General features: G+C 58.2%; 20 protein-coding genes and 1 riboswitch. Of the genes, 16 read left to right on the forward strand and 4 right to left on the reverse strand.

The window, feature by feature from the left end; translation table 11 throughout:
• Positions 1–7 precede the first annotated feature (7 nt).
• From leuA to USF70_RS14110, 6 genes are all read left to right on the forward strand, one after another.
• A complete protein-coding gene (gene leuA, locus USF70_RS14085; protein WP_029741222.1) occupies positions 8–1579 on the forward strand; it encodes a 2-isopropylmalate synthase in 1572 nt (523 codons plus the stop codon).
• Entirely contained in the window at positions 1579–2670 is a 1092-nt protein-coding gene (gene leuB, locus USF70_RS14090; RefSeq protein ID WP_048975031.1) for a 3-isopropylmalate dehydrogenase, read from the forward strand. Before leuA ends, leuB begins: the two co-directional genes overlap by 1 nt.
• A gap of 2 nt (positions 2671–2672) precedes the next feature.
• Positions 2673–4073 carry a 3-isopropylmalate dehydratase large subunit gene (gene leuC, locus USF70_RS14095; RefSeq protein ID WP_033144624.1) on the forward strand — a complete coding sequence of 467 codons (1401 nt, stop codon included), beginning with the start codon at positions 2673–2675 and terminating at the stop codon, positions 4071–4073.
• A 10-nt stretch (positions 4074–4083) separates the two neighbouring features.
• Positions 4084–4689 (forward strand): 3-isopropylmalate dehydratase small subunit, encoded by a 606-nt coding sequence (gene leuD, locus USF70_RS14100; protein ID WP_039260825.1) that lies wholly within the window; start codon positions 4084–4086, stop codon positions 4687–4689.
• Between the two features lie 161 nt (positions 4690–4850).
• On the forward strand, positions 4851–5741 hold the full coding sequence (locus tag USF70_RS14105; RefSeq protein WP_320735716.1) for a cation diffusion facilitator family transporter: 891 nt from the start codon (positions 4851–4853) through the stop codon (positions 5739–5741).
• 106 nt (positions 5742–5847) lie between these two features.
• Positions 5848–6429 (forward strand): cytochrome b/b6 domain-containing protein, encoded by a 582-nt coding sequence (locus USF70_RS14110; RefSeq protein WP_045400998.1) that lies wholly within the window; start codon positions 5848–5850, stop codon positions 6427–6429.
• 48 nt (positions 6430–6477) lie between these two features.
• On the opposite strand, the gene USF70_RS14115 is transcribed toward USF70_RS14110, so the two are convergent.
• Entirely contained in the window at positions 6478–7656 is a 1179-nt protein-coding gene (locus USF70_RS14115; RefSeq protein ID WP_126796844.1) for a sugar efflux transporter, read from the reverse strand.
• 119 nt (positions 7657–7775) lie between these two features.
• On the reverse strand, positions 7776–7928 hold the full coding sequence (sgrT, locus tag USF70_RS14120) for a glucose uptake inhibitor SgrT (RefSeq protein WP_023334488.1): 153 nt from the start codon (positions 7926–7928) through the stop codon (positions 7776–7778).
• An 88-nt stretch (positions 7929–8016) separates the two neighbouring features.
• Here sgrT and sgrR point away from each other — a divergent pair, with 88 nt between their 5' ends.
• The 4 genes from sgrR (at position 8017) to thiQ (ending at position 13095) form a co-directional block, all read left to right on the forward strand.
• Positions 8017–9672: an HTH-type transcriptional regulator SgrR gene (gene sgrR / locus USF70_RS14125; RefSeq protein ID WP_320735717.1), complete on the forward strand. Its 1656-nt coding sequence runs from the start codon at positions 8017–8019 to the stop codon at positions 9670–9672.
• 36 nt (positions 9673–9708) lie between these two features.
• A riboswitch (TPP riboswitch) is annotated at positions 9709–9809 on the forward strand.
• A 31-nt stretch (positions 9810–9840) separates the two neighbouring features.
• Positions 9841–10824 (forward strand): thiamine ABC transporter substrate binding subunit, encoded by a 984-nt coding sequence (gene thiB / locus USF70_RS14130; RefSeq protein ID WP_320735718.1) that lies wholly within the window; start codon positions 9841–9843, stop codon positions 10822–10824.
• Complete coding sequence (gene thiP / locus USF70_RS14135) at positions 10800–12410, forward strand: thiamine/thiamine pyrophosphate ABC transporter permease ThiP (protein WP_320735719.1); 1611 nt, start codon at positions 10800–10802, stop codon at positions 12408–12410. Before thiB ends, thiP begins: the two co-directional genes overlap by 25 nt.
• Positions 12394–13095: a thiamine ABC transporter ATP-binding protein ThiQ gene (thiQ, locus tag USF70_RS14140; protein WP_232938626.1), complete on the forward strand. Its 702-nt coding sequence runs from the start codon at positions 12394–12396 to the stop codon at positions 13093–13095. The genes thiP and thiQ overlap by 17 nt, the downstream gene beginning before the upstream one ends.
• Positions 13096–13139: 44 nt before the next feature.
• Here the strand turns inward: thiQ and USF70_RS14145 are convergent, their stop codons facing one another.
• Together USF70_RS14145 and araC are read right to left on the reverse strand one after the other, a co-directional pair.
• On the reverse strand, positions 13140–13907 hold the full coding sequence (locus USF70_RS14145) for a DedA family protein (RefSeq protein ID WP_047060155.1): 768 nt from the start codon (positions 13905–13907) through the stop codon (positions 13140–13142).
• Between the two features lie 128 nt (positions 13908–14035).
• Positions 14036–14881 (reverse strand): arabinose operon transcriptional regulator AraC, encoded by an 846-nt coding sequence (gene araC / locus USF70_RS14150; protein ID WP_033144615.1) that lies wholly within the window; start codon positions 14879–14881, stop codon positions 14036–14038.
• A gap of 337 nt (positions 14882–15218) precedes the next feature.
• Here araC and araB point away from each other — a divergent pair, with 337 nt between their 5' ends.
• From araB to rluA, 6 genes are all read left to right on the forward strand, one after another.
• A complete protein-coding gene (gene araB / locus USF70_RS14155; RefSeq protein WP_320735720.1) occupies positions 15219–16928 on the forward strand; it encodes a ribulokinase in 1710 nt (569 codons plus the stop codon).
• Between the two features lie 10 nt (positions 16929–16938).
• Positions 16939–18441: an L-arabinose isomerase gene (gene araA, locus USF70_RS14160; RefSeq protein ID WP_033144613.1), complete on the forward strand. Its 1503-nt coding sequence runs from the start codon at positions 16939–16941 to the stop codon at positions 18439–18441.
• 47 nt (positions 18442–18488) lie between these two features.
• Positions 18489–19184, forward strand: a complete 696-nt coding sequence (gene araD / locus USF70_RS14165) for an L-ribulose-5-phosphate 4-epimerase (RefSeq protein WP_039260840.1) — start codon at positions 18489–18491, stop codon at positions 19182–19184.
• Between the two features lie 74 nt (positions 19185–19258).
• A complete protein-coding gene (gene polB / locus USF70_RS14170) occupies positions 19259–21616 on the forward strand; it encodes a DNA polymerase II (protein WP_320735721.1) in 2358 nt (785 codons plus the stop codon).
• 128 nt (positions 21617–21744) lie between these two features.
• A complete protein-coding gene (gene rapA, locus USF70_RS14175) occupies positions 21745–24651 on the forward strand; it encodes an RNA polymerase-associated protein RapA (protein ID WP_320735722.1) in 2907 nt (968 codons plus the stop codon).
• Between the two features lie 12 nt (positions 24652–24663).
• Positions 24664–25323 (forward strand): bifunctional tRNA pseudouridine(32) synthase/23S rRNA pseudouridine(746) synthase RluA, encoded by a 660-nt coding sequence (gene rluA / locus USF70_RS14180; protein ID WP_320735723.1) that lies wholly within the window; start codon positions 24664–24666, stop codon positions 25321–25323.
• The last annotated feature ends 4 nt before the right edge of the window (positions 25324–25327 follow it).

Consider the following 25327-nt stretch of genomic DNA (forward strand, 5'->3'; position numbering starts at 1 on the left):
CTAACCCATGAGCCAGCAAGTCATTATTTTCGATACAACTTTACGTGACGGTGAACAGGCATTGCAGGCAAGCCTGAGTGTAAAAGAGAAACTGCAGATCGCGCTGGCTCTCGAACGTATGGGTGTCGACGTGATGGAGGTCGGTTTCCCTGTCTCTTCCCCGGGTGATTTCGAATCCGTACAGACCATTGCGCGCACCATTAAAAACAGCCGCGTCTGTGCTCTGGCGCGCTGCGTAGAGAAAGACATCGACGTCGCCGCCGAGTCGCTGAAGGTCGCCGAAGCGTTCCGTATCCATACCTTTATTGCTACTTCGCCTATGCACATCGCAACCAAGCTGCGCAGCACGCTGGATGAGGTGATTGAGCGCGCGGTGTACATGGTTAAGCGCGCACGCAACTATACCGATGACGTTGAGTTCTCCTGTGAAGATGCGGGCCGTACGCCAATCGAAGACCTGGCGCGCGTTGTAGAAGCCGCCATCAACGCGGGCGCGAAAACCATCAACATCCCGGACACCGTCGGCTACACCATGCCGTTTGAGTTCTCCAACATCATCACCGGCCTGTATGACCGCGTGCCGAATATTGATAAAGCAATTATCTCCGTCCACACCCACGATGATTTGGGTCTGGCCGTAGGCAATGCTATCGCCGCCGTCCACGCTGGCGCGCGTCAGGTAGAAGGCGCGATGAACGGTATCGGCGAACGCGCGGGCAACTGTTCGCTGGAAGAAGTGATCATGGCGATCAAAGTGCGCAAAGACATCATGGACGTGCACACCCGCATTAATCACAACGAAATCTGGCGCACCAGCCAGACCGTCAGCCAGATTTGCAACATGCCCATTCCGGCTAACAAAGCGATTGTCGGTACCGGCGCCTTCGCGCACTCCTCCGGTATCCACCAGGATGGCGTCCTGAAGAATCGTGAAAACTACGAAATCATGACCCCGGAATCCATCGGCCTGAATCAAGTACAGCTGAACCTGACCTCCCGTTCCGGTCGCGCGGCGGTTAAACATCGTATGGAAGAGATGGGTTATAAGGACAGCGATTACAACATGGACCAGCTGTACGACGCGTTCCTGAAACTGGCCGACAAAAAAGGCCAGGTGTTCGACTATGACCTGGAAGCGCTGGCCTTTATTAACAAGCAGCAGGAAGAGCCGGAGCACTTCCGTCTGGATTACTTCAACGTGCAGTCCGGCTCCAGCGACATCGCCACCGCCTCGGTCAAACTGGCCTGCGGCGATGAAATTAAAGCAGAGGCCGCTAACGGTAACGGCCCTGTCGATGCCATTTACCAGGCGATTAATCGCGTCACCGAGTACGACGTTGAGCTGGTGAAATATGACCTGACGGCCAAGGGCCACGGCAAAGATGCACTGGGTCAGGTCGACATTGTTGTTACCCACAATGGCCGCCGCTTCCACGGCGTGGGCCTGGCGACCGATATCGTTGAATCCTCCGCGAAAGCGATGGTGCATGTTCTGAACAACATCTGGCGCGCCGCCGAAGTCGAAAAAGAGTTGCAACGCAAAGCTCAGAATAAAGAGAACAACAAGGAAACCGTGTAATGTCGAAGAATTACCATATTGCTGTGTTGCCGGGCGACGGTATTGGTCCGGAAGTGATGGCACAGGCGCTGAAAGTACTGGAAGCCGTTCGCGCGCGTTTTGCGATGAAAATCACTACCAGCCACTACGACGTGGGCGGTATTGCGATTGATAACCACGGTACGCCGCTGCCAAAAGCGACCGTGGAAGGCTGCGAAAATGCTGATGCCGTGCTGTTTGGTTCCGTCGGTGGCCCGAAATGGGAACACCTGCCGCCGGCAGAGCAGCCAGAACGCGGCGCGCTGCTGCCGCTGCGTAAACATTTCAAACTGTTCAGCAACCTGCGTCCGGCGAAGCTGTATCAGGGTCTGGAAGAGTTCTGCCCGCTGCGCGCGGATATCGCCGCCAAAGGTTTCGACATTCTGTGCGTGCGTGAACTGACCGGCGGGATCTATTTCGGTCAGCCAAAAGGACGCGAAGGCAGCGGACAACACGAGAAAGCGTTCGACACCGAGGTGTATCACCGTTTCGAAATCGAACGTATCGCCCACATCGCGTTCGAGTCGGCGCGCAAACGCCGCCATAAAGTGACCTCCATTGATAAAGCGAACGTGCTGCAGTCTTCCATTTTGTGGCGCGAGATCGTCAGCGAAGTCGCTAAGCAGTACCCGGACGTCGCGCTGTCGCACATGTACATCGACAACGCGACCATGCAGCTGATTAAAGATCCGTCCCAGTTTGACGTGCTGCTGTGCTCCAACCTGTTCGGCGATATCCTCTCTGACGAATGCGCGATGATCACCGGCTCCATGGGCATGCTGCCCTCTGCAAGCCTGAATGAAGAAGGCTTTGGCCTGTACGAGCCTGCGGGCGGTTCCGCGCCGGATATAGCCGGCAAAAATATTGCTAACCCGATTGCGCAGATCCTCTCCCTGGCCCTGCTGCTGCGCTACAGCCTGGATGCAGGCGAGGCGGCAACCGCAATTGAAAACGCCATTAACCGGGCGTTAGAAGAAGGCGTCCGTACCGGCGATTTAGCACGCGGCACGGCGGCAGTCAGTACCGATGAAATGGGCGACATCATTGCCCGCTATGTCGCTGAAGGGGTGTAATCATGGCTAAGACGTTATATGAAAAGTTGTTTGATGCGCACGTTGTTTACGAGGCACCAAACGAAACCCCGCTGCTGTACATTGACCGTCATCTGGTACACGAAGTGACTTCTCCTCAGGCATTTGACGGCCTGCGCGCGCACAAGCGTCCGGTACGTCAGCCGGGTAAAACCTTCGCGACAATGGATCACAACGTTTCCACCCAGACCAAAGACATCAATGCCTCGGGTGAGATGGCGCGTATCCAGATGCAGGAGCTGATTAAGAACTGCAATGAATTTGGCGTTGAGCTGTACGACCTGAACCATCCGTATCAGGGTATCGTCCACGTGATGGGGCCAGAGCAAGGGATCACCCTGCCGGGCATGACCATCGTTTGCGGTGACTCCCATACCGCGACCCACGGCGCGTTTGGCGCTCTGGCGTTCGGGATTGGCACTTCCGAGGTGGAACATGTGCTGGCAACGCAGACCCTGAAACAGGGCCGCGCCAAAACCATGAAGATTGAAGTGAAGGGTAAAGCCGCACCGGGTATTACCGCAAAAGACATCGTGCTGGCCATCATCGGTAAAACCGGCAGCGCAGGCGGCACCGGTCACGTTGTTGAGTTCTGCGGGGAAGCCATCCAGGCGCTGAGCATGGAGGGACGCATGACCCTGTGCAATATGGCGATTGAGATGGGCGCAAAAGCCGGTCTGGTCGCGCCGGACGAAACCACCTTCAACTACGTGAAGGGTCGTCTGCACGCGCCGAAAGGTCAGAATTTTGACGACGCGGTCGCGTACTGGAAAACCCTGAAAACCGACGATGGCGCAGCCTTTGACACCGTCGTCACTCTTCAGGCAGAAGAGATTGCGCCGCAGGTGACCTGGGGCACCAATCCGGGCCAGGTGATTTCCGTTAACGACAATATCCCTGACCCGGCATCCTTTACCGATCCGGTCGAGCGCGCCAGTGCGGAAAAAGCGCTGGCCTACATGGGGCTGAAGCCCGGCGTGCCGTTGACCGATGTCGCCATTGATAAAGTCTTTATCGGTTCCTGCACCAACTCCCGTATCGAAGATTTGCGTGCCGCAGCCGAGATTGCCAAAGGCCGCAAAGTGGCGCCAGGCGTGCAGGCGCTGGTAGTACCAGGCTCCGGCCCGGTGAAAGCCCAGGCGGAAGCCGAAGGTCTGGATAAGATCTTTATCGAAGCGGGCTTCGAGTGGCGCCTGCCCGGCTGCTCCATGTGTCTGGCCATGAACAACGATCGCCTGAATCCGGGCGAGCGCTGCGCCTCCACCAGCAACCGTAACTTTGAAGGCCGTCAGGGCCGCGGTGGGCGCACCCATCTGGTCAGCCCGGCAATGGCCGCCGCTGCGGCAGTCACCGGCCATTTCGCCGATATTCGCAGCCTGAAATAAGGAGACAATCATGGCAGAGAAATTTACCCAACATACGGGCCGGGTTGTCCCGCTGGACGCCGCTAACGTCGATACTGACGCTATTATTCCAAAACAGTTTCTGCAGAAAGTGACGCGTACCGGTTTCGGCGCACATCTGTTTAACGACTGGCGTTTCCTGGACGATAAGGGCGAAGTGCCTAATCCGGAATTCGTTCTGAACTTCCCGGAATACAAAGGCGCCTCCATTTTGCTGGCACGCGAAAACTTTGGCTGCGGCTCATCCCGTGAGCACGCGCCGTGGGCGCTCACCGACTACGGTTTTAAAGTGGTCATTGCCCCAAGCTTCGCGGATATTTTTTACGGTAACAGCTTCAACAACCAGCTGCTGCCCGTCACGCTGAGCGATGAACAGGTCGATGAGTTGTTCGCGCTGGTTAAGGCGAATCCGGGCATTTCGTTTGAAGTGGATCTGGAAGCAGAAGTGGTGAAAGCCGGGGATAAGACCTACAGCTTCAGCATTGATGCGTTCCGCCGTCACTGCATGCTGAACGGTCTGGACAGCATTGGTTTAACTCTCCAGCACGACGCGGCGATTGCCGCTTACGAAAACAAACAACCCGCATTTATGAAATAATCCTCCGGCCTGCAGTCCACTCTGCAGGCCGCGTTTTATCCCGAGCCCCCCTCCTTCTGTAAATACTGCCCAAACCCAGCCAATAATGACGTTATATTTAATGTCAATTTAATGTTCCGTGCGCAAAATAATCGCTCAATCAGCTGGTAGCGGAAATAATCATGGAAAAGAAAAATGGAAACAAGTCTCATATCCGTTCTCGGGAAATACATAAATGCACATTAGTAAGCGTGATAATAAATAGTTTACTCACCGCCTTTCAGATAGTTGCAGGAATATTTTCCGGCTCACAAGGTTTAATTGCTGATGGGATTCATTCTCTTTCCGATTTATCCTCCGACTTTGTCGTTCTGGTTGCGAATAAAAAGAGCCAGAAAGCCTCTGATATCGATCATCATTACGGTCATCTGCGTTTCGAAAACGGTGCAAAGCTCATTATTGGCGCTATTCTGCTGCTTGTGGGGGTCGGGATGCTCTGGTCCGCAGGCAATAAACTGCTTCACCCCGAGACGCATCAGCTGGTGAAAGGGGCCGCGCTGTGGGTGGCGATTCTGGCGCTGGTGGTAAAGGAAAGCCTGTTCAGATACATGTTTGCCACGGGAAAACGTATTCAGTCCTCGCTGCTGATAGCCAATGCCTGGCATGCCCGTTCTGACGCAGCGTCGTCAGTGGTTGTCGCCATCGGCATTGCCGGGAATTTAGTGGGCTTTCACGCGATGGACCTCATTGCGGCCCTGATTGTCGGAGTGTTCATCGCCCATATGGGTTACAAATTTGCTGCCGATGCCCTGCACGATCTGATGGACCGTTCGCTTGAGCCCGAGCTGGAGCACGACATCAAAACGTGTCTTCTCGCAACCGAGGGCGTCACCGGACTCCATGATTTAAAAACCCGCAAGATGGGCGATTTAGCCCTTGTCGATGTCCATCTGGAAGTGAACGGCGAATTAAGCGTAAAAGAAGGACATCAGATTGCCGTGAATGCCAGAAATAACGTGATGCAAAAATTCAATGTGCTGAACGTGATGACGCATATTGATCCTGCCCACTAACCGGAACGTATAAATACAGTGTGACGCAAGCGACCGTTAAGGTTTCGTTAATTAATCTGCGTCACACTGCATCGCATCAGCTCTCTCATTATTGAGGTAAAAAGCGATGAAACCAACATTACGCGATACGCTTCCCCATAAAGAAACACCTTTTCTTCGCATACTGCACATTCTTGTGGCCGTACTGGTCCTCGCCCAGATTATCAATTCTAATTTCACCGAAAGTGAAGCCCTCCACGAATCCGGGCTGAACGGAATTGTCACCTGGATCCATGTTATCTCCGGGTTTGGTTTAATTTTTTGTGGCATTGCCATGATGGCATGGATGTTAACCCAGCGCGGATTTAAGTATTACTTCGCCTGGCTGGCGCTGGATTTTCGCGGAATTGTTGACGATATTCGCACCCTCGCGCAGCGTCAGCTTCCTGACGCGCATGCCGGCGGTATGGCAGCAACGGTGCAAGGTCTGGGCGTGCTGGCGCTGCTGGGCGTTGCACTCTGCGGCGCGGCCTGGTTCGTGCTGAACGCCACGCTCGGGCCGGTTTCGTCCGTCACGGAATCCGTCTTGGATTTGCATAAATTCCTGACGGTCTTTATTGAGACATATTTCTGGGCACACGGCTTCATGGGCCTCGTTCATATGTACCTGACGCTACGCGCGCAGCGTAAATATCAGTATTCAGAATAAAACGGTTCACAGAGCCCGGCGTTCCCGGGCTCCATTTCGCTCATCCGATCACACGTCTTTTACGCGGCAGGTCAGCAGGAGCGTCACGACGGATAGCGCCGCAATCATCCAGTAGACAGACGCGTGCCCGTAGCTTTGCGCCAGCGCCCCCTGAATCACGCCCGCCAGAATCACCCCGGTTGAAATGCTGTTGGTAAAAAGCGTGGTCGCCGAGCCGGCACGACCGGGCATGAGATCCTGAAACCAGAGCATGCCGATCCCGGCAACAATCCCAATAAACACGGCGTTAAACAGCTGCAGCGCCAGCAACGCTTCCCGCGAATGGAAAAGGATCAGCCCCGCGTAGAACAGCACCCCGGCCGCCACGGCGACAATCATCATCCTGCGCTTTCCAAAGCGCTTAACGTAGTAACCCGCCAGAATCATTGCCGGAATTTCCAGCCCGGCGGCAGTTCCCATTAAGATCCCCGCGAGCTTGTCCGGCAGGCCCAGATCGCTGCTGATCCACAGCGGCATATCGATGATGTACATGGTGTTGCAGGTCCACATCAGCGTGGAGGCAATAAACAGCATGCGGACGTTTTTGTCCTGCCAGCCGCTCACCTCGGTGACAGGTTTATCCGTCGTCTGTTCGACGCGCGCCACGGACGGCAGCGCGAAGGCAATCAGCGCCAGGCTGATGACAAAAATCCCGGCGGCGATGGAAAACATGGTGGTAAAGCCGTAGTTCAACGCCAGCATAAAGGCCAGCGGCGGGCCAATGACCCACGCCAGCGAAAGCTGGGCGCGCATCACCGAGCTGAACATCACCACTTCACGCGCCGAGTTATCCGCGTATTCACGGGCCAGCGCGAACAGCTGCGGCATGGCGGTGTTCGCCAGCGACGCCAGCAGCACGCCGCAGGTAATAAGCGTCAGATAATGACGGTTGAAGGCAAAGAGCAGCGCGTTGCCCACGGCCATGGCGCAGCAAAAGAGGATCAGCCTGCGGCGATCGCCATGGCTGTCCGATCGTTTCGCCAGCGCGAGGCTGACCAGGATCCCGGCAATGGCGTTAACGGTGTAAAACAGGCCGACCCAAAACGGCTGCGCCCCCACCTCACGGCTGAGAAACAGGCTCAGCGTCGGCGCCTGCAGCGCCCCCGCCACGCCCATCATAAAGGCCACCAGCATAAAAGCGGCATACACGCCGTTAAGGCGTCGCCCCATCGTCATCAACCAGAGCATGCGCAAGTCCTTGTGAAAGCGAATCGAAATTGGGTGAATAGTAAACGAAAAAAGCCAGCAAAAACATTTTGCTGGCGGGTGATAAGCACCAATACTCAGTCACACATGATCGAGGCGAGTTAGCGGGAAGAGGTCGGTGTTGTAACGTCCCACTGCATCAATTCTTCTAACGTTTTCAGCCGTTGCTCTGCACACCGGCGGGCCAGCCAGGACGATCCTTTTGTCGCTGAAAAGTACTGCTGATAGAACTGACGTGCGGTAGACCTCTTCATAATTTACCTCCTCGCTTCATCGGGGAGAATTATTGGCCTAATATAGGGATAAATAAATTGCTGGTTTTTTGTCAGGAGTTCCCCTTTTATGCCTTCCGGTCGTCTGCAACAACAGTTTATCCGCCTCTGGCAGTGCTGCGAGGGGCAATCGCAGGAGACTACGCTCAACGAGCTGGCTGACCTGCTTAGCTGCTCCCGTCGCCATATGCGCACGCTGCTCAACACCATGCAGCAGCAGGGCTGGTTAAGCTGGGAAGCGGAGGCGGGACGCGGCAAACGTTCGCGGCTGACCTTCCTCTATACCGGGCTGGCGCTGCAGCAGCAGCGCGCGGAAGATCTGCTCGAGCAGGACCGCATCGATCAGCTGGTACAGCTGGTTGGCGACAAAGCCGCCGTGCGCCAGATGCTGGTTTCCCATCTCGGGCGCAGCTTTCGTCAGGGCCGCCACATTCTGCGGGTGCTCTACTACCGTCCGATGAAAAATCTGTTGCCCGGCACGGCCTTACGCCGCTCAGAAACGCATATGGCCCGGCAAATCTTCAGCGGTCTGACGCGGATAAATGAGGAAAACGGGGAACTGGAGGCGGATATCGCGCATCACTGGCAGCAACTTTCCCCGCGCCACTGGCGCTTCTTTTTACGCCCCGGCATCCACTTTCACCACGGCCGCGAGCTGGAAATGCACGACGTCATCACCTCTCTGGAACGTGCCCGCAGGCTACCGCTCTACTCGCATATCTCCCGCGTCCACTCCCCCACGGCCTGGACGCTGGATATTGAGCTGTCGCAGCAGGATAAGTGGCTTCCCTGGCTGCTGGGCTACGTGCCGTCGATGATTTTGCCCGGCGAGTGGGAATCAATGAACAATTTTGCCAGCCTGCCGATTGGCACCGGGCCCTACTCCGTGTCCCGCAATAACAGCAATCAGCTGAAAATCCGCGCGTTCGACGACTACTTTGGCTATCGGGCGCTGATCGACGAAGTGAACGTCTGGGTATTGCCGGATCTCAATGAAGACCTGAGCTGCGGGCTGACGCTGGAAGGCCCCACCACGGGAGAAAAAGCCGTGGAGAGTCGCCTCGAGGAAGGGTGTTACTATCTCCTGTTTGACCGCCGCACCCACCGTGGGGCAAACCAGGCCGTCCGCAAGTGGGTTAGCCACGTTTTGTCCCCTTCCAATCTGATTTACCATGCGGAAGAGCAGTACCAGACATACTGGTTCCCGGCGTACGGCCTGCTTCCGCGCTGGCACCACGCCCGCCCGGTGCACTGCGACAAACCCGCAGGGCTGGAGTCCATCACCCTGACCTACTACCGCGAGCACGTGGAGCATCGTTTTATCGCCAGAATCATGACCCGGCTGCTGGCAGCCGAGGGGGTCAGGTTAGAGGTCAGGGAAGTGGACTATGACGAATGGCATCAGGGGGAGATAGCCAGTGATATCTGGCTCAACAGCGCCAACTTTACCCTGCCGCTCGATTTTTCCCTTTTCTCGCATCTGTATGAAGTCCCGCTGATCCAGCACTGCATCGACCGTGACTGGCAGCAGGATGCCGCCCTGTGGCGCGCGGGCGAAATGAATCTTGCAGCGTGGTGCCAGCAGCTGCTGACCGAGCAGGCGATCGTACCCTTGATCCACCACTGGCTGATGATCCAGGGCCAGCGCAGCATGCGCGGCCTGCGGATGAATACCCTGGGCTGGTTTGATTTTAAATCCGCCTGGTTTGCGCCGCCGGAGCCATAACACTTTCGTAATATTCACCAAATCATTACAATAGCGCCGTTCTCAACGGGGTGCTGCATCACAGATGTGCGCTGAGATAATACCCGTCGAACCTGATCCGGATAACGCCGGCGAAGGGATTTGAGGCTGTCGCTCAAAATCCTTTGCCACTCAACCTTGAGGTGCAAAGTGTTAAAAAAAGTTCTTCCCCTGCTGGCGCTGTTTGCGCTGCCTGCTTTTGCGAAGCCCGTCCTGACGGTCTACACCTATGACTCCTTCTCTGCCGACTGGGGCCCTGGCCCGGTGGTTAAAAAAGCCTTTGAAGCTGACTGTAACTGCGAGCTGAAGTTCGTGGCGCTGGAAGATGGCGTATCGCTGCTCAACCGTCTGCGCATGGAAGGGAAAAACAGCAAGGCCGACGTAGTGCTCGGGCTGGATAACAACCTGCTGGAGGCCGCCTCGCAAACCAAACTGTTTGCCAAAAGCGGCGTCGCGGCAGATGCCGTTAACGTGCCGGGCGGCTGGAAAAACGACACCTTTGTGCCGTTCGACTATGGCTACTTTGCTTTTGTTTACGACAAAAATAAGCTGAAAAACCCGCCGAAGAGCCTGAAAGAGCTGGTTGAGAGTGACCAGAAATGGCGCGTGATTTATGAAGATCCGCGCACCAGTACGCCAGGCCTGGGCCTGCTGCTGTGGATGCAAAAGGTTTACGGGGATAAAGCGCCGGAGGCGTGGCAGAAACTGGCCGCCAAAACCGTCACCGTCACCAAAGGCTGGAGCGAAGCCTATGGCCTGTTCCTGAAAGGTGAAAGCGATCTGGTGCTGAGCTACACCACCTCTCCGGCCTACCACATCATCGCCGAGAAGAAAGATAACTATGCTGCCGCTGATTTTGCTGAAGGGCACTATCTGCAGGTGGAAGTCGCCGCGCGTACCGCCGCCAGCAAACAGCCGGAGCTGGCCGAGAAGTTCCTGAAGTTTATGGTTTCACCGGCGTTCCAGAATGCGATTCCCGCAGGCAACTGGATGTATCCGATCACGAACGTTGCGCTGCCCGCAGGTTTCGAGCAGTTGACCAAACCAAACACCTCGCTGGAGTTTACGCCGCAGCAGGTCGCCGCGCAGCGTGCAGCATGGGTAAGTGAATGGCAACGCGCCGTCAGCCGTTGATTCCCGGCTGGTTACTTCCCGGGCTGCTCGCCGCCACAGTGATGGTGGCGGTCAGCCTGGGGGCTTTTCTTGCACTGTGGTTCAACGCGCCAGAGAGCGACCTGCTCGCCCTCTGGCACGACAGCTACCTCTGGCACGTTATCCGGTTCTCCTTCTGGCAGGCGTCTCTCTCTGCCCTGCTGTCGGTGCTCCCGGCTATTTTTCTTGCGCGCGCCCTGTATCGCCGGCGTTTTCCAGGCAGGCTGGCACTGCTGCGCCTGTGCGCCATGACGCTGATCCTGCCCGTGCTGGTGGCGGTATTTGGCATCCTCAGCGTTTACGGTCGCCAGGGCTGGCTGGCTTCGCTGTTCGGCCAGCTTGGTCTGGAATGGTCATTCTCTCCTTACGGATTGCAGGGCATTCTGCTCGCGCACGTGTTTTTCAATATGCCGATGGCAACGCGCCTCTTCTTGCAGGCGCTGGAAAACATTCCCGGCGAACAGCGTCAGATTGCCGCCCAGCTCGGCATGCGCGGCGTGTCGTTCTTCCGCTTTGTCGAATGGCCGTGGCTGCGCCGCCAGCTCCCGCCCGTCGCGGCGTTAATCTTTATGCTCTGCTTTGCCAGCTTTGCCACCGTGCTGTCGCTCGGCGGCGGGCCGCAGGCCACCACCATTGAGCTGGCGATTTACCAGGCGCTGAGTTACGACTACGATCCCGGTCGCGCCGCGCTGCTGGCGATGGTGCAGATGGCGTGCTGCCTTGTGCTGGTGCTGTTGAGCCAGCGGCTGAGTAAAGCCATTCCCCCTGGCAGCAATCAAATAACCGGCTGGCGCGATCCGCAGGACAGCCTGCACAGCCGCGTTACCGATTTTATCCTGATCGCGCTGGCGCTCCTGCTTCTGCTGCCGCCGCTGATGGCCGTTATCGTTGACGGACTGAACCTCAATCTCATGTCCGTCCTGCAACAGCCCGTCCTCTGGCAGGCGACCTGGACCTCGCTGCGTATCGCGCTGGCGGCAGGGTTACTGTGCGTCATGCTAACCATGATGCTGCTGTGGAGCAGCCGTGAACTCTATGCCCGGCAGGCCCCAAAGGCCGGGCAGACGCTGGAGCTGACAGGGACGCTGATTCTGGCGATGCCGGGCATCGTGCTGGCGACGGGCTTCTTTTTACTGTTCAACAGCACCATCGGCCTGCCGGAAATGGCCGACGGCATTGTGATTTTCACCAACGCCCTGATGGCCATCCCTTACGCGCTCAAAGTGCTGGAAAACCCGATGCGCGACGTCAACAGCCGCTACGGTTTGCTGTGCCAGTCGCTGGGTATGCAGGGCTGGCAGCGGCTGAAGGTGGTGGAACTCCGCGCGCTAAAACGTCCGCTGGCGCAGGCGCTGGCGTTTGCCTGCGTATTGTCGATTGGGGATTTTGGCGTGGTGGCTCTCTTTGGCAATGACGATTTCCGCACGCTGCCATACTGGCTCTACCAGCAGATCGGCTCTTATCGCAGTCAGGACGGCGCGGTCACCGCGCTGTTACTGCTGCTGCTGTGCTTTGCCTTATTTACCGTTATCGAAAAACTTCCGGGGCGTGATGTTAAAACTGACTGATGTAACCTGGCTTTACCAGCATCTGCCGATGCGCTTCACGCTCTCCGTGCGCCAGGGGGAGATGATCGCCGTGCTTGGCCCAAGCGGCGCGGGAAAAAGCACGCTGCTTAATCTGATTGCGGGTTTTCTGCAGCCGGCAAGCGGTGCGATCGTCATTAACAATCAAGATCATACCTACACGCCGCCCGCGAAACGTCCGGTCTCAATGCTGTTTCAGGAAAACAACCTGTTTACCCATCTGACGGTGCGGCAAAACATCGCGCTGGGGATGCATCCGGGACTCAGGCTGAACGATGCCCAGCGCCAGAAGCTGGAGATCATTGCCGCCCAGATGGGGATCAACGAGTTCATCGACAGGCTGCCGGGCGAGCTTTCCGGCGGCCAGCGTCAGCGCGTGGCGCTGGCGCGATGTCTTGTCCGCGAGCAGCCGATCCTGCTGCTGGATGAGCCGTTCTCGGCGCTCGATCCCGCGCTGCGCCTGGAGATGCTCGCCCTGGTTCAGGACGTCTGTCAGCGCCAGCAGCTGACGATGCTGATGGTTTCACACAGTATTGAGGATGCCGCTCGCATCGCCCCGCGATCGGTAGTGATTGCCGAAGGGCGTATTTTGTGGGATGGAAAAACAGAAGAACTGCTGAGCGGTAAGGCGGGGGCGTCTTCACTGTTGGGCATTCGTGCGGTCTGATGCCCTCACCCTGGCCCTCTCCCACAGGGAGAGGGAAATCGTCGTTAACGGCTCACCACTTTTAATAAAATCTCGCCGTACACCGGCATCAGCGGGTGACGAATCAGCGCAACCAGGGCTACCACAGCCACGCCAAGCGTCAGCGGGGCCAGCCACAAAAGGCGAGAGCGCGGAAGATAGCGCGTCAGGCGATCGACGCTGGCTTTCCCACTGCGCCACAGCCGCCAGCAGAGCCATGCCGCCAGCCACAGCAGCACAGCCGTGCCCAGCAGCAGCCACTTAAACTCACCGCTTTGCATACCGTCGGGGATATCGATGGCCGCGCCGGCCAGGATCCCCGGCAGGAAGTAGAACGGCGGCCAGAAGACGCAGCCGATAATGTTCGGCACCACGAATTTTGCGACGGGCAGATCCAGCATCCCCGCCACCATCGGCACCAGCGGACGCGTTGGCCCGACAAAGCGGCCGACGAGGATGGTAAACATGCTGTGCTGATGCAGCGCATGTTCGGTTTTATCCAGCAGGGCTTTGTTCTTTTTCATGAACGACCAGCGGTGCAGCGGCTTCTTAAAGCGCCAGCCCAGCCAGAAGGAGATCCAGTCGCCGAGCAGGCAGCCGATAATCCCGGCCAGCCACGCCTGCCAGAAATTAACCTCGCCGCTGCCAATCAGCGCCCCAAGCCCTGCCATCATCACGGTGCCGGGCAGGATCAGCCCAACCAGCGCCAGCGATTCCAGAAACGCCACCAGCGCCACGGCGATGAGCGAGTACATAACGGACTGGGTAATAAAGTGTTCCAGCAATGCCTGCATAACTATTCCGGTCAGAAAACGAATCAGCGATTCTGCTTAGCGCCCCGCACCGCGTCAAGGCAACAATTGTCTGAATAGTTTACAGGTTGCTTTCTGCATTCACCTGTTTGTTTATCTTTTTTTACCGTTTATTCACATCCCGCGCGGAATTCGCTCGGGCTGGCGCCGGTGCATTTTTTAAATACCCGGGAGAAATAGAGCTGATCCTCAAAGCCCACGTTGCGTCCGACGGTGGCAATCGGCATCCGGGTGGTGCTGAGCAGCAGCTTTGCCTGACTGATGCGCTGATCCTCGCGCCAGCTCAATACGCTGACGCCCAGCTGCTGGCGGAACAGATGCGACAGCCGCGACGGCGACAGGCAGACGTGCTGAGCAACGCTGGCGATATCAAACTGGCTATCGGCCAGGTGGTCGCTGATGTACTGGCAGGCGTCGCGCACGCGGTTGTCCAGCGGGGGATTAAGCGACTCGTTAATCGCCTCCATCCGTCGCAGCAGCAGCTGTTCAAGCAGGTTAATCGCCAGCAGTTCGGCGTAGCGACCACCGGCCTGTCCCGCTTCGATAATCTGCGCAAAAAGCTCGCGAAACTGCCCCAGATGAACCTCATCCGGGCGATAAAAACCGGTATGCGCAAAAATGGCGGGCCACGAAAGCCACTCCTGCCAGTAGGCGCGCGGACGGAAATAGACCCACTGGTGATACCACTCTTTGGCATCCGGATGACGGCCATAGTGGTGGATCTCCCCCGGCGGGAACAGCAGGATATCGCCGGGGCGGCAGACAAACTGCTGGTCACCGTTCTTGATGATCCCTTCCCCTCGCACGGTCAGGTTGAGGATATACCCTTTCATGCCGAGCGGTCGATCGACGTAAAAGTCGAGGTATCCCTCAGCCTCGATAGGGGTCAGTCCCGCCACAAGGTGCGCGTTAAACGAGTATCCCGGCAGCAGGGGATCGTTTTGCGTTTCGGCCATAGATTCAGTTCTCCCAAGGGTCCTGAAGGAAACCAATTGTCCATATCACTAAAAGCAGCTTTAAAATGGCCCGCGAAAAGATCCAAAAAGCATCACGCCGCTTTTACGTCCGCCATGTTTCAGCCTTTCCCCCTGATTTCTCCGCCAGAGCAGGCAGATAACCAGTAACAAAAGTGTCTATAAGTGCGGCAGAAATGTCCACATTGAATATTTGCACGGCGTCACACTTTCCGTTGTAACAGCAATTTAGTCCATAAGATTAGCGGATCCTGCCTGACGACTTTTTTCCCCAGTCTCTAATGTTCTTCCATACCTGTTTTTTCGATGGAGCAACACCATGGCAATTGCGATTGGCCTCGATTTTGGCAGCGATTCGGTTCGCGCGCTGGCAGTGGACTGTACGTCCGGCCAGGAGATAGCAACCAGCGTTGAGTGGTACCCGCGCTGGCAAGAGGGGCGCTACTGTGATGCGCCGAACAACCAGTTCCGTCACCACCCGCGTGACTATATCGAGTCGATGGAAGCGGCGATCAAAACCGTCCTCGCTGAACTGACTGACGACCAGCGGGCTGAGATTGTCGGAATTGGCGTCGACAGCACCGGTTCCACGCCTGCTCCTGTCGATGCCGAAGGCCGCGTGCTGGCGCTGCGCCCGGAGTTTGCCGACAACCCGAACGCCATGTTCGTGCTGTGGAAAGACCACACCGCCGTAGAAGAGGCTGAAGCCATTACGCGCCTGTGCCATCAGCCGGGCAAGACAGACTACTCGCGCTACATCGGCGGGATTTATTCCAGCGAATGGTTCTGGGCCAAGATCCTCCACGTCACCCGTGCCGACGCAGCCGTTGCGCAGGCTGCGGCGTCATGGGTTGAGCTGTGCGACTGGGTGCCTGCCCTGCTCTCCGGCACCACTCGCCCGCAGGATATCCGCCGCGGCCGCTGCAGCGCCGGGCATAAATCCCTGTGGCACGAAAGCTGGGGCGGCCTGCCTCCGGCCGCGTTCTTTGATGAACTCGACCCGATCCTCAACAAGAGCCTGACGTACCCGCTCTTTACCGACACCTTTACCGCCGATATTCCCGTCGGCACCCTCTGCGAAGAGTGGGCGACGCGCCTCGGCCTGCCGCAGAACGTGGCCATCTCCGGCGGCGCCTTTGACTGCCATATGGGCGCCGTGGGCGCGGGCGCACAGCCAAACACGCTGGTCAAAGTCATCGGGACTTCAACCTGCGACATCCTGACGGCGGATAAAGCCACCGTTGGCGACCGCGCGGTGAAAGGCATCTGCGGCCAGGTTGACGGCAGCGTGGTGCCGGACTTCATCGGTCTTGAAGCCGGTCAGTCCGCGTTTGGCGATATCTACGCCTGGTTTGGTCGCGTGCTCGGCTGGCCGCTGGACCAGCTGGCGGCGGCGCATCCTGAACTGAAAACCCAGATAGCCGACAGCAAAAAGCAGCTTCTGCCGCAGCTCACCGAAGCCTGGGCAAAAAATCCGTCTCTCGATCACCTGCCGGTGGTGCTGGACTGGTTTAACGGCCGCCGCACGCCGTTTGCCAACCAGCGTCTGAAAGGGGTGATCGCGGATCTCAACCTGGCGACCGACGCCCCTGCGCTGTTCGGCGGTCTGATTGCCGCAACGGCCTTCGGTGCCCGCGCCATTATGGAGTGCTTCACCGGGCAGGGTATCGACGTCAACAACGTGATGGCGCTGGGCGGTATCGCCCGTAAAAACCCGGTGATCATGCAGGCCTGCTGCGACGTGCTGAACCGTCCGCTGCAGATTGTGGCCTCCGATCAGTGCTGCGCGCTGGGCGCGGCGATTTTCGCTGCCGTGGCTGCGGGCGTGCATGTCGACATCCCGACCGCGCAGCAGCATATGGCGAGCGCCGTCGAAAACACGCTCCAGCCGCGTGCCCAGCAGGCGCAACGCTTTGAACAGCTTTATCAGCGCTACCAGCAATGGGCAAAAAGCGCCGAACTTCACTATCTCCCTGTCGCCGCCCCGGCCAAAAGCACCGCGGACACTACGGCAACCCTGACCCATTAAGGACACGATGATGACCATTTTTAATAACTATGAAGTATGGTTTGTGATTGGCAGCCAGCATCTGTACGGACCGGAAGCGCTGCAGCAGGTGACGAAACACGCGGAGCACGTCGTTAACGCGCTGAACGCGGAAGCTAAACTGCCGTGCAAACTGGTGCTGAAACCGCTGGGCACGACGCCGGATGAAATTACCCACATCTGCCGCGACGCCAACTACGACGATAAATGTGCCGGTCTGGTGGTGTGGCTGCACACCTTCTCACCCGCCAAAATGTGGATCAACGGCCTGTCTATCCTCAACAAACCGCTGCTGCAGTTCCATACCCAGTTCAACGCCTCCCTGCCGTGGGACAGCATCGACATGGACTTTATGAATCTGAACCAGACCGCGCACGGCGGCCGCGAGTTCGGCTTCATCGGCGCGCGTATGCGCCAGCAGCACGCGGTGGTCACCGGCCACTGGCAGGATGGCAAGGCGCAACAGCGTATCGGCTCCTGGATGCGCCAGGCAGTATCCAAACAGGATACTCGCCATCTGAAAGTGGTGCGTTTCGGCGACAACATGCGTGAAGTGGCGGTCACCGACGGCGACAAAGTGGCCGCGCAGATCAAGTTCGGCTTCTCCGTGAATACCTGGGCCGTGGGCGACCTGGTGCAGGTGGTGAATGAAGTCAGCGACGGCGACGTGAGCGCTTTGGTGGACGAGTACGAAAGCAGCTACCGCCTGACGCCTGCGGCACAAATCAACGGCGACAAGCGTCAGAACGTGCTGGACGCGGCGCGCATCGAGCTGGGCATGAAGCGCTTCCTGGAACAGGGCGGCTTCCACGCCTTTACCACTACCTTTGAAGACCTCCACGGCCTGAAACAGCTGCCGGGTCTGGCGGTACAACGTCTGATGCAGCAGGGCTACGGCTTTGCGGGCGAAGGCGACTGGAAAACTGCCGCTCTGCTTCGCATCATGAAGGTGATGTCGACCGGTCTGCAGGGCGGCACCTCCTTTATGGAGGACTACACCTATCACTTCGAAAACGGCAACGACCTGGTGCTCGGCTCGCACATGCTGGAAGTGTGCCCGACGATCGCCGTGGAAGAGAAACCGATCCTCGACGTGCAGTACCTCGGCATCGGCGGCAAAGCCGATCCGGCGCGTCTGATCTTCAACACCCGTACGGGCCCGGCCATCAACGCCAGCCTGATCGACCTGGGCGATCGCTTCCGCCTGCTGGTGAACTGCGTCGATGCGGTTGAAACGCCGCACTCTCTGCCGAAACTTCCGGTCGCCAACGCCCTGTGGAAAGCACAGCCTGACCTGCCAACCGCTTCAGAAGCCTGGATCCTGGCCGGCGGCGCGCACCACACGGTGTTTAGCCACGCGCTGGATCTGAACGACATGCGTCAGTTCGCCGAGCTGCACGACATCGAGCTGACCGTGATTGATAACGATACCCGCCTGCCCGCCTTCAAAGACGCGCTGCGCTGGAACGAAGTCTATTACGGTTCAAAACGCTAAGTACGGAATGCCCGGTGACGCTACGCTCACCGGGCAGGGAGATAACGATGTTAGACGATCTCAAACGTCAGGTGCTCGAAGCCAACCTGGCGCTGCCGAAACATAATCTGGTCACCCTGACATGGGGCAACGTCAGCGCCGTTGACCGCGAAAAAGGCGTGTTCGTGATTAAGCCTTCCGGCGTGGATTACACGGTGATGACCGCAGACGATATGGTCGTTGTCAGCCTCGAGACCGGCGAAGTGGTCGAAGGTAAGAAAAAACCGTCCTCCGATACGCCGACTCACCGCCTGCTGTATCGGTCATTCCCGACCATCGGCGGCATCGTGCATACCCATTCGCGCCACGCCACCATCTGGGCGCAGGCGGGCCAGTCCATCCCGGCGACCGGCACCACGCACGCGGACTACTTTTACGGCACCATTCCCTGCACGCGTCTGATGACCGACGCCGAGATTAACGGCGAATATGAGTGGGAAACGGGGAACGTGATTGTCGAAACCTTCGAAAAACAGGGTATCGACGCCGCGCAAATGCCCGGCGTGCTGGTGCACTCCCACGGCCCGTTTGCCTGGGGTAAAAACGCAGAGGACGCGGTTCATAACGCCATCGTGCTCGAAGAGGTCGCCTATATGGGGATCTTCTGTCGCCAGCTGGCGCCGCAGCTGCCGGATATGCAGCAAACCCTGCTGGATAAGCATTACCTGCGCAAGCACGGCGCGAAGGCCTATTACGGGCAGTAAACTGTATATAAACCCAGCATTAAAATCTTAACCAGGCTATAATCAGGCCTGGTTTTGTTTTCTGGGATAACGGCGTGGCGCAGGCGCAAGAAGGTTTTTTACTGACCCGACACTGGCGGGATACCCCTCAGGGCACCGAGGTCGCGTTCTGGCTGGCAACCGACAGCGGTCCGCTACACGTTACGCTGCCCCCGCAGGAATCCGTGGCCTTTATTCCTGAAGCCCACGTCGAAAAGGTAAAGCAGCTGCTGCGCGGCGAAAACGGCTGGCGCATCACCCCGCTTGAGCTGAAGGATTTCCACCGCCAGCCGGTTTACGGCCTCTACTGTCGCGCCCATCGTCAGCTGATGCGCTATGAAAAGCTGCTCCGCGAGGCGGGCGTGACGCTCTACGAGGCGGATATCCGCCCACCGGAACGCTTTCTGATGGAGCGGTTTATTACCGCCCCCGTCTGGGTAGACGGCACCGCGCAGAGCGGCAGCCTCGTTAATGCGCGCCTGAAGCCGAATCCGCACTACCGCCCGCCGCTGAAGTGGGTCTCCCTGGATATCGAAACCACCCGTCACGGCGAACTGTACTGCATCGGTCTGGAAGGCTGCGGCGATCGGGTTGTTTATATGCTCGGGCCGCCGAATGGCGATGCGTCCGCGCTGGATTTCCGGCTTGAGTACGTCAACAGCCGCCCGCAGCTGCTGGAGAAGCTTAACCAGTGGTTTGCAGACAACGACCCCGACGTCCTGATCGGCTGGAACGTGGTGCAATTCGACCTGCGCGTGCTGCAAAAGCACGCCGAGCGCTACCGCATCCCGCTGTTGCTGGGGCGCGGAAACAGCGAGCTGGAATGGCGAGAACACGGTTTTAAGAACGGTGTTTTTTTCGCGCAGGCCAACGGTCGCCTGATTATCGACGGCATCGAGGCGCTTAAGTCCGCCTTCTGGAACTTCTCTTCATTCTCCCTCGAAGCGGTCGCACAGGAGCTGCTTGGCGAAGGCAAATCCATCGACAACCCCTGGGACAGAATGGACGAGATCGACCGGCGCTTTAATGAAGATAAACCGGCGCTTGCCACCTACAACCTGAAAGACTGCGAGCTGGTCACGCAGATTTTCCACAAAACCGAGATTATGCCGTTCCTGCTGGAGCGCGCGACGGTAAACGGCCTGGCGGCAGACAGGCACGGCGGCTCCGTCGCGGCCTTTAGCCACCTCTATTTTCCGCGCATGCACCGGGCGGGATACGTCGCCCCCAACCTCGGGGACGTACCGCCGCAGGCAAGCCCCGGAGGCTACGTCATGGACTCCCGGCCAGGATTGTATGACTCCGTTCTGGTGCTGGACTACAAAAGCCTCTACCCGTCGATTATCCGTACCTTCCTGATCGATCCCGTCGGGCTGGTTGAGGGCATGGCCCAGCCGGACGATGAGCACAGCACCGAAGGTTTCCTCGGCGCACGCTTCTCGCGGGAAAAACACTGCCTGCCTGAAATCGTGGGAAACATCTGGCACGGCCGCGATGAGGCCAAGCGCCACGGCAACAAGCCGCTATCACAGGCGCTGAAAATCATTATGAACGCCTTTTACGGCGTGCTGGGCACCAGCGCCTGCCGCTTCTTTGACCCGCGTCTGGCCTCCTCGATCACCATGCGCGGGCACGAGATCATGCGCCAGACCAAAGCGCTGATTGAGTCCCGGGGCTATGACGTCATCTACGGCGACACGGACTCCACCTTTGTGTGGCTTAAGGGCGCGCATTCAGAAGACGACGCCGCGCAAATCGGCAAAGCGCTGGTCGCCTTCGTGAACGACTGGTGGCAGGAACATTTGCAGAAAGAGCGGTTAAGCAGCGCGCTGGAGCTGGAATTTGAAACCCATTTCGCCCGCTTTTTAATGCCCACCATTCGCGGCACCGATCAGGGCAGCAAGAAGCGCTACGCCGGGCTGATTCAGGAAGGCGACGCGCAGCGGATGGTTTTTAAAGGGCTGGAGACGGTACGTACCGACTGGACGCCGCTGGCGCAGCAGTTCCAGCAGACGCTCTATCTGCGGGTGTTTCGCAATGAGCCCTATCAGGACTACGTGCGCGAGACGATAGCCAGCCTGATGGCGGGCGAACTTGACGCGCAGCTGGTATACCGCAAGCGCCTGCGCCGCCCGCTGGCGGAGTACCAGCGCAACGTTCCTCCGCACGTACGCGCCGCGCGCCTGGCGGATGAGGAAAACGTACGCCGTGGCCGCGCGCCGCAGTATCAAAACCGGGGAATCATCAAATACGTCTGGACCATTAGCGGCCCGGAACCCGTGGATTATCAGCACTCTCCTCTCGATTACGAACACTATCTGACGCGCCAGCTTCAGCCGGTTGCCGACGGAATTTTGCCCTTCATCGACGATGATTTTGCTACACTGGTTACAGGGCAACTTGGCTTATTTTGACGCGTGACGAAATGGCTGCCATCCAGTACCATAGCGCCCTTTCCATTCCTGGACCCATTTTTCGTTGACCGTCTTTTTTGACGGTAGTCGAACTATTGCCTGCAATTAAAGATTAGAGCCGAACAACTATGCCTTTTACACTTGGTCAACGCTGGATCAGCGATACAGAAAGCGAACTTGGACTAGGAACCGTCGTAGCAATCGATACGCGTATGGTTACCCTCCTCTTCCCTGCCACCGGTGAAAACCGTCTGTACGCTCGCAATGACTCCCCTGTTACCCGCGTGATGTTCAATCCGGGCGACACCGTGACCAGCCATGACGGCTGGCAGCTCAAGATTGAAGACGTAAAAGAAGAGAATGGACTGCTCGCCTACATTGGTACTCGTCTTGATACGGATGAAGCCAATGTCATCCTGCGTGAAGTGCTGCTCGACAGCAAACTGGTGTTCAGCAAGCCGCAGGACCGCCTGTTTGCCGGGCAAATCGACCGTATGGATCGCTTCTCCCTGCGCTATCGCGCGCGTAAGTTCCAGAGTGAACAGTACCGCATGCCGTGGAGCGGCCTGCGCGGCCAGCGCACCAGCCTGATCCCCCACCAGCTGAACATCGCCCACGACGTGGGCCGTCGCCACGCGCCGCGCGTGCTGCTGGCAGATGAAGTGGGTCTGGGTAAAACCATCGAAGCGGGCATGATCCTGCATCAACAGCTGCTTTCCGGCGCTGCCGAACGCGTGCTGATCGTGGTGCCAGAAACCCTGCAGCACCAGTGGCTGGTTGAGATGCTGCGCCGCTTTAACCTGCGTTTCTCCCTGTTCGACGATGAACGCTATGCCGAAGCGCAGCACGACGCCGACAACCCGTTTGAAACCGAACAGCTGGTCATTTGTTCCCTGGACTTCGTGCGCCGCAGCAAGCAGCGTCTTGAGCATCTGTGCGATGCCGAGTGGGACATTATGGTCGTTGACGAAGCGCACCACCTGGTCTGGAGCGAAGACGCGCCGAGCCGCGAATACATGGCTATCGAGCAGCTTGCCGAACGCGTGCCTGGCGTCCTGCTGCTGACCGCAACGCCGGAGCAGCTGGGTCTGGAAAGCCACTTCGCCCGTCTGCGCCTGCTCGATCCAAACCGTTTCCACGACTTTGCGCAGTTCGTGGAAGAACAGAATAACTACCGTCCGGTCGCGGATGCCGTCGCCATGCTGCTGGCGGGCAAGCGTCTTTCTGATGACGAGCTCAACACCCTGAGCGATCTGATTGGCGAGCAGGATATCGAGCCGCTTTTGCAGGCTGCGAACAGCGACAGCGACAACGCGGAATCCGCGCGTAAAGAGCTGATCGACATGCTGATGGACCGCCACGGCACCAGCCGCGTGCTGTTCCGTAACACCCGGAACGGCGTCAAAGGCTTCCCGAAACGCGAGCTGCATACGATTAAGCTGCCGCTGCCGACGCAGTATCAGACGGCGATTAAAGTCTCCGGCATTATGGGTGCGCGCAAAACCCAGGAAGAGCGCGCCCGCGACATGCTTTATCCGGAACAAATCTACCAGGAGTTTGAAGGCGATACCGGCACCTGGTGGAACTTCGATCCGCGCGTGGAGTGGCTGATGGGCTACCTGACCGCGCACCGCTCCCAGAAGGTGCTGGTGATCTGCGCCAAAGCGGCCACCGCGCTGCAGCTGGAGCAGGTTCTGCGCGAGCGCGAAGGCATTCGCGCCGCCGTGTTCCACGAAGGCATGTCCATCGTCGAGCGCGACCGCGCCGCGGCGTGGTTCGGGGAAGAGGACAGCGGCGCACAGGTTCTGCTGTGCTCGGAAATCGGCTCTGAAGGCCGTAACTTCCAGTTCGCCAGCAACCTGGTGATGTTCGATCTGCCGTTTAACCCGGATCTGCTGGAGCAGCGCATCGGCCGTCTGGATCGTATCGGCCAGGCGCATGATATTCAGATCCACGTGCCGTATCTCGAAAAAACCGCGCAGTCCGTGCTGGTACGCTGGTTCCACGAAGGTCTGGACGCGTTTGAACATACCTGCCCGACGGGCCGCACCATTTATGATCAAGTGCATGGCGATCTGATCGGCTACCTGGCCGCGCCGGAAAACGCGGAAGGGTTTGATGAGCTGATCAAGTCCTGCCGTGAGAAGCACGACGCGCTGAAAGCGCAGCTGGAGCAGGGCCGCGACCGCCTGCTGGAGATCCACTCCAACGGCGGTGAAAAAGCGCAGGCGCTGGCTGAGAGTATTGAAGAACAGGATGATGACACCAGCCTGATCGGCTTCTCCATGAACCTGTTCGATATCGTCGGCATCAACCAGGACGACCGCGGCGAGAACCTGATTGTCCTGACTCCGTCCGATCACATGCTGGTTCCGGATTTCCCGGGCCTGCCGGAAGATGGCTGTACCATCACCTTCGAGCGTGACGTGGCGCTGTCCCGCGAAGATGCCCAGTTTATCACCTGGGAACACCCGCTGATCCGCAACGGTCTGGACCTGATCCTCTCCGGCGATACCGGCAGCAGCACCATCTCCCTGTTGAAAAACAAGGCGCTGCCGGTGGGCACCCTGCTGGTGGAGCTGATCTACGTTGTGGAAGCGCAGGCGCCGAAACAGCTGCAGCTCACCCGCTTCCTGCCGCCAACACCGGTGCGTCTGCTGCTGGATAAAAACGGCACGAACCTGGCGGGACAGGTTGAATTCGAGAGTTTCAACCGACAGCTGAGTGCGGTAAACCGCCATACGGGCAGCAAGCTGGTGAACGCGGTACAGCAGGATGTGCACGCTATTCTGCAACTGGGCGAAACCCAGATTGAAAAAGCGGCCAGAGCGCTGATTGACGCCGCGCGCAGTGAAGCCGACGAGAAACTGTCTGCGGAGCTGTCCCGTCTGGAAGCGTTAAAAGCGGTCAACCCGAACATCCGCGACGACGAGCTGGCTGCGATTGAAAGCAACCGTCAGCAGGTGCTGGAAAGCCTGAATCAGGCTGGCTGGCGTCTGGATGCCCTGCGTCTTATCGTTGTGACGCATCAGTAAACGGAGCGCAAGATGGTGATGGAGCCTTACAATCCGCCTCAGGATCCCTGGCTGGTCATTCTGTATCAGGATGAACATATTATGGTGGTCAACAAGCCCAGCGGCCTGTTGTCCGTGCCGGGGCGTCTGGACGAGCACAAGGACAGCGTGATGATGCGCATTCAGCGCGATTATCCGCAGGCGGAGTCTGTCCATCGCCTGGATATGGCCACCAGCGGCGTGATTGTGGTGGCGCTGAACAAAGCGGCGGAACGCGAGTTAAAGCGCCAGTTCCGCGAGCGCGAGCCGAAAAAGCAGTATATCGCCCGCGTCTGGGGCCACCCCGCAAAGGCGGAAGGGCTGGTAGATTTACCGCTGATCTGCGACTGGCCAAACCGGCCTAAGCAGAAGGTGTGTTACGAAACCGGCAAGGCCGCGCAGACCGAGTACGAAGTGCTGGAGTACGCGCCGGATAATACCGCGCGCGTCCTGCTTAAGCCGATTACCGGACGTTCGCACCAGCTGCGCGTGCATATGCTCGCCCTGGGTCATCCGATTTTGGGCGACAGGTTTTACGCGCCGCCTGAAGCGCTGGCCTTAGCGCCACGTCTGCAGCTGCACGCGCAGACGCTCACCATCACCCATCCGGCCTTCGGTAACGCGATGACGTTTAAAGCCCCGGTGGACTTCTAAAAAA

This window comes from Enterobacter sp. 237C8, assembly GCF_034106865.1.
Classification (GTDB): Bacteria; Pseudomonadota; Gammaproteobacteria; order Enterobacterales; family Enterobacteriaceae; genus Enterobacter; species Enterobacter asburiae_B.

Bases quoted from the DNA above. Each gene is read 5' to 3' on its own strand.
- rluA (WP_320735723.1), top strand. From the start codon at position 24,664: ATGGTGATGGAGCCTTACAATCCGCCTCAGGATCCCTGGCTGGTCATT.
- sgrT (WP_023334488.1), bottom strand. From the start codon at position 7,928: ATGAAGAGGTCTACCGCACGTCAGTTCTATCAGCAGTACTTTTCAGCG.
- sgrR (WP_320735717.1), top strand. From the start codon at position 8,017: ATGCCTTCCGGTCGTCTGCAACAACAGTTTATCCGCCTCTGGCAGTGC.
- USF70_RS14145 (WP_047060155.1), bottom strand. From the start codon at position 13,907: ATGCAGGCATTGCTGGAACACTTTATTACCCAGTCCGTTATGTACTCG.
- leuC (WP_033144624.1), top strand. From the start codon at position 2,673: ATGGCTAAGACGTTATATGAAAAGTTGTTTGATGCGCACGTTGTTTAC.
- thiQ (WP_232938626.1), top strand. From the start codon at position 12,394: ATGTTAAAACTGACTGATGTAACCTGGCTTTACCAGCATCTGCCGATG.
- araD (WP_039260840.1), top strand. From the start codon at position 18,489: ATGTTAGACGATCTCAAACGTCAGGTGCTCGAAGCCAACCTGGCGCTG.
- araA (WP_033144613.1), top strand. From the start codon at position 16,939: ATGACCATTTTTAATAACTATGAAGTATGGTTTGTGATTGGCAGCCAG.
- rapA (WP_320735722.1), top strand. From the start codon at position 21,745: ATGCCTTTTACACTTGGTCAACGCTGGATCAGCGATACAGAAAGCGAA.
- araB (WP_320735720.1), top strand. From the start codon at position 15,219: ATGGCAATTGCGATTGGCCTCGATTTTGGCAGCGATTCGGTTCGCGCG.
- USF70_RS14110 (WP_045400998.1), top strand. From the start codon at position 5,848: ATGAAACCAACATTACGCGATACGCTTCCCCATAAAGAAACACCTTTT.
- leuA (WP_029741222.1), top strand. From the start codon at position 8: ATGAGCCAGCAAGTCATTATTTTCGATACAACTTTACGTGACGGTGAA.
- USF70_RS14115 (WP_126796844.1), bottom strand. From the start codon at position 7,656: ATGCTCTGGTTGATGACGATGGGGCGACGCCTTAACGGCGTGTATGCC.
- thiP (WP_320735719.1), top strand. From the start codon at position 10,800: ATGGCAACGCGCCGTCAGCCGTTGATTCCCGGCTGGTTACTTCCCGGG.
- araC (WP_033144615.1), bottom strand. From the start codon at position 14,881: ATGGCCGAAACGCAAAACGATCCCCTGCTGCCGGGATACTCGTTTAAC.
- leuD (WP_039260825.1), top strand. From the start codon at position 4,084: ATGGCAGAGAAATTTACCCAACATACGGGCCGGGTTGTCCCGCTGGAC.
- leuB (WP_048975031.1), top strand. From the start codon at position 1,579: ATGTCGAAGAATTACCATATTGCTGTGTTGCCGGGCGACGGTATTGGT.
- USF70_RS14105 (WP_320735716.1), top strand. From the start codon at position 4,851: ATGGAAAAGAAAAATGGAAACAAGTCTCATATCCGTTCTCGGGAAATA.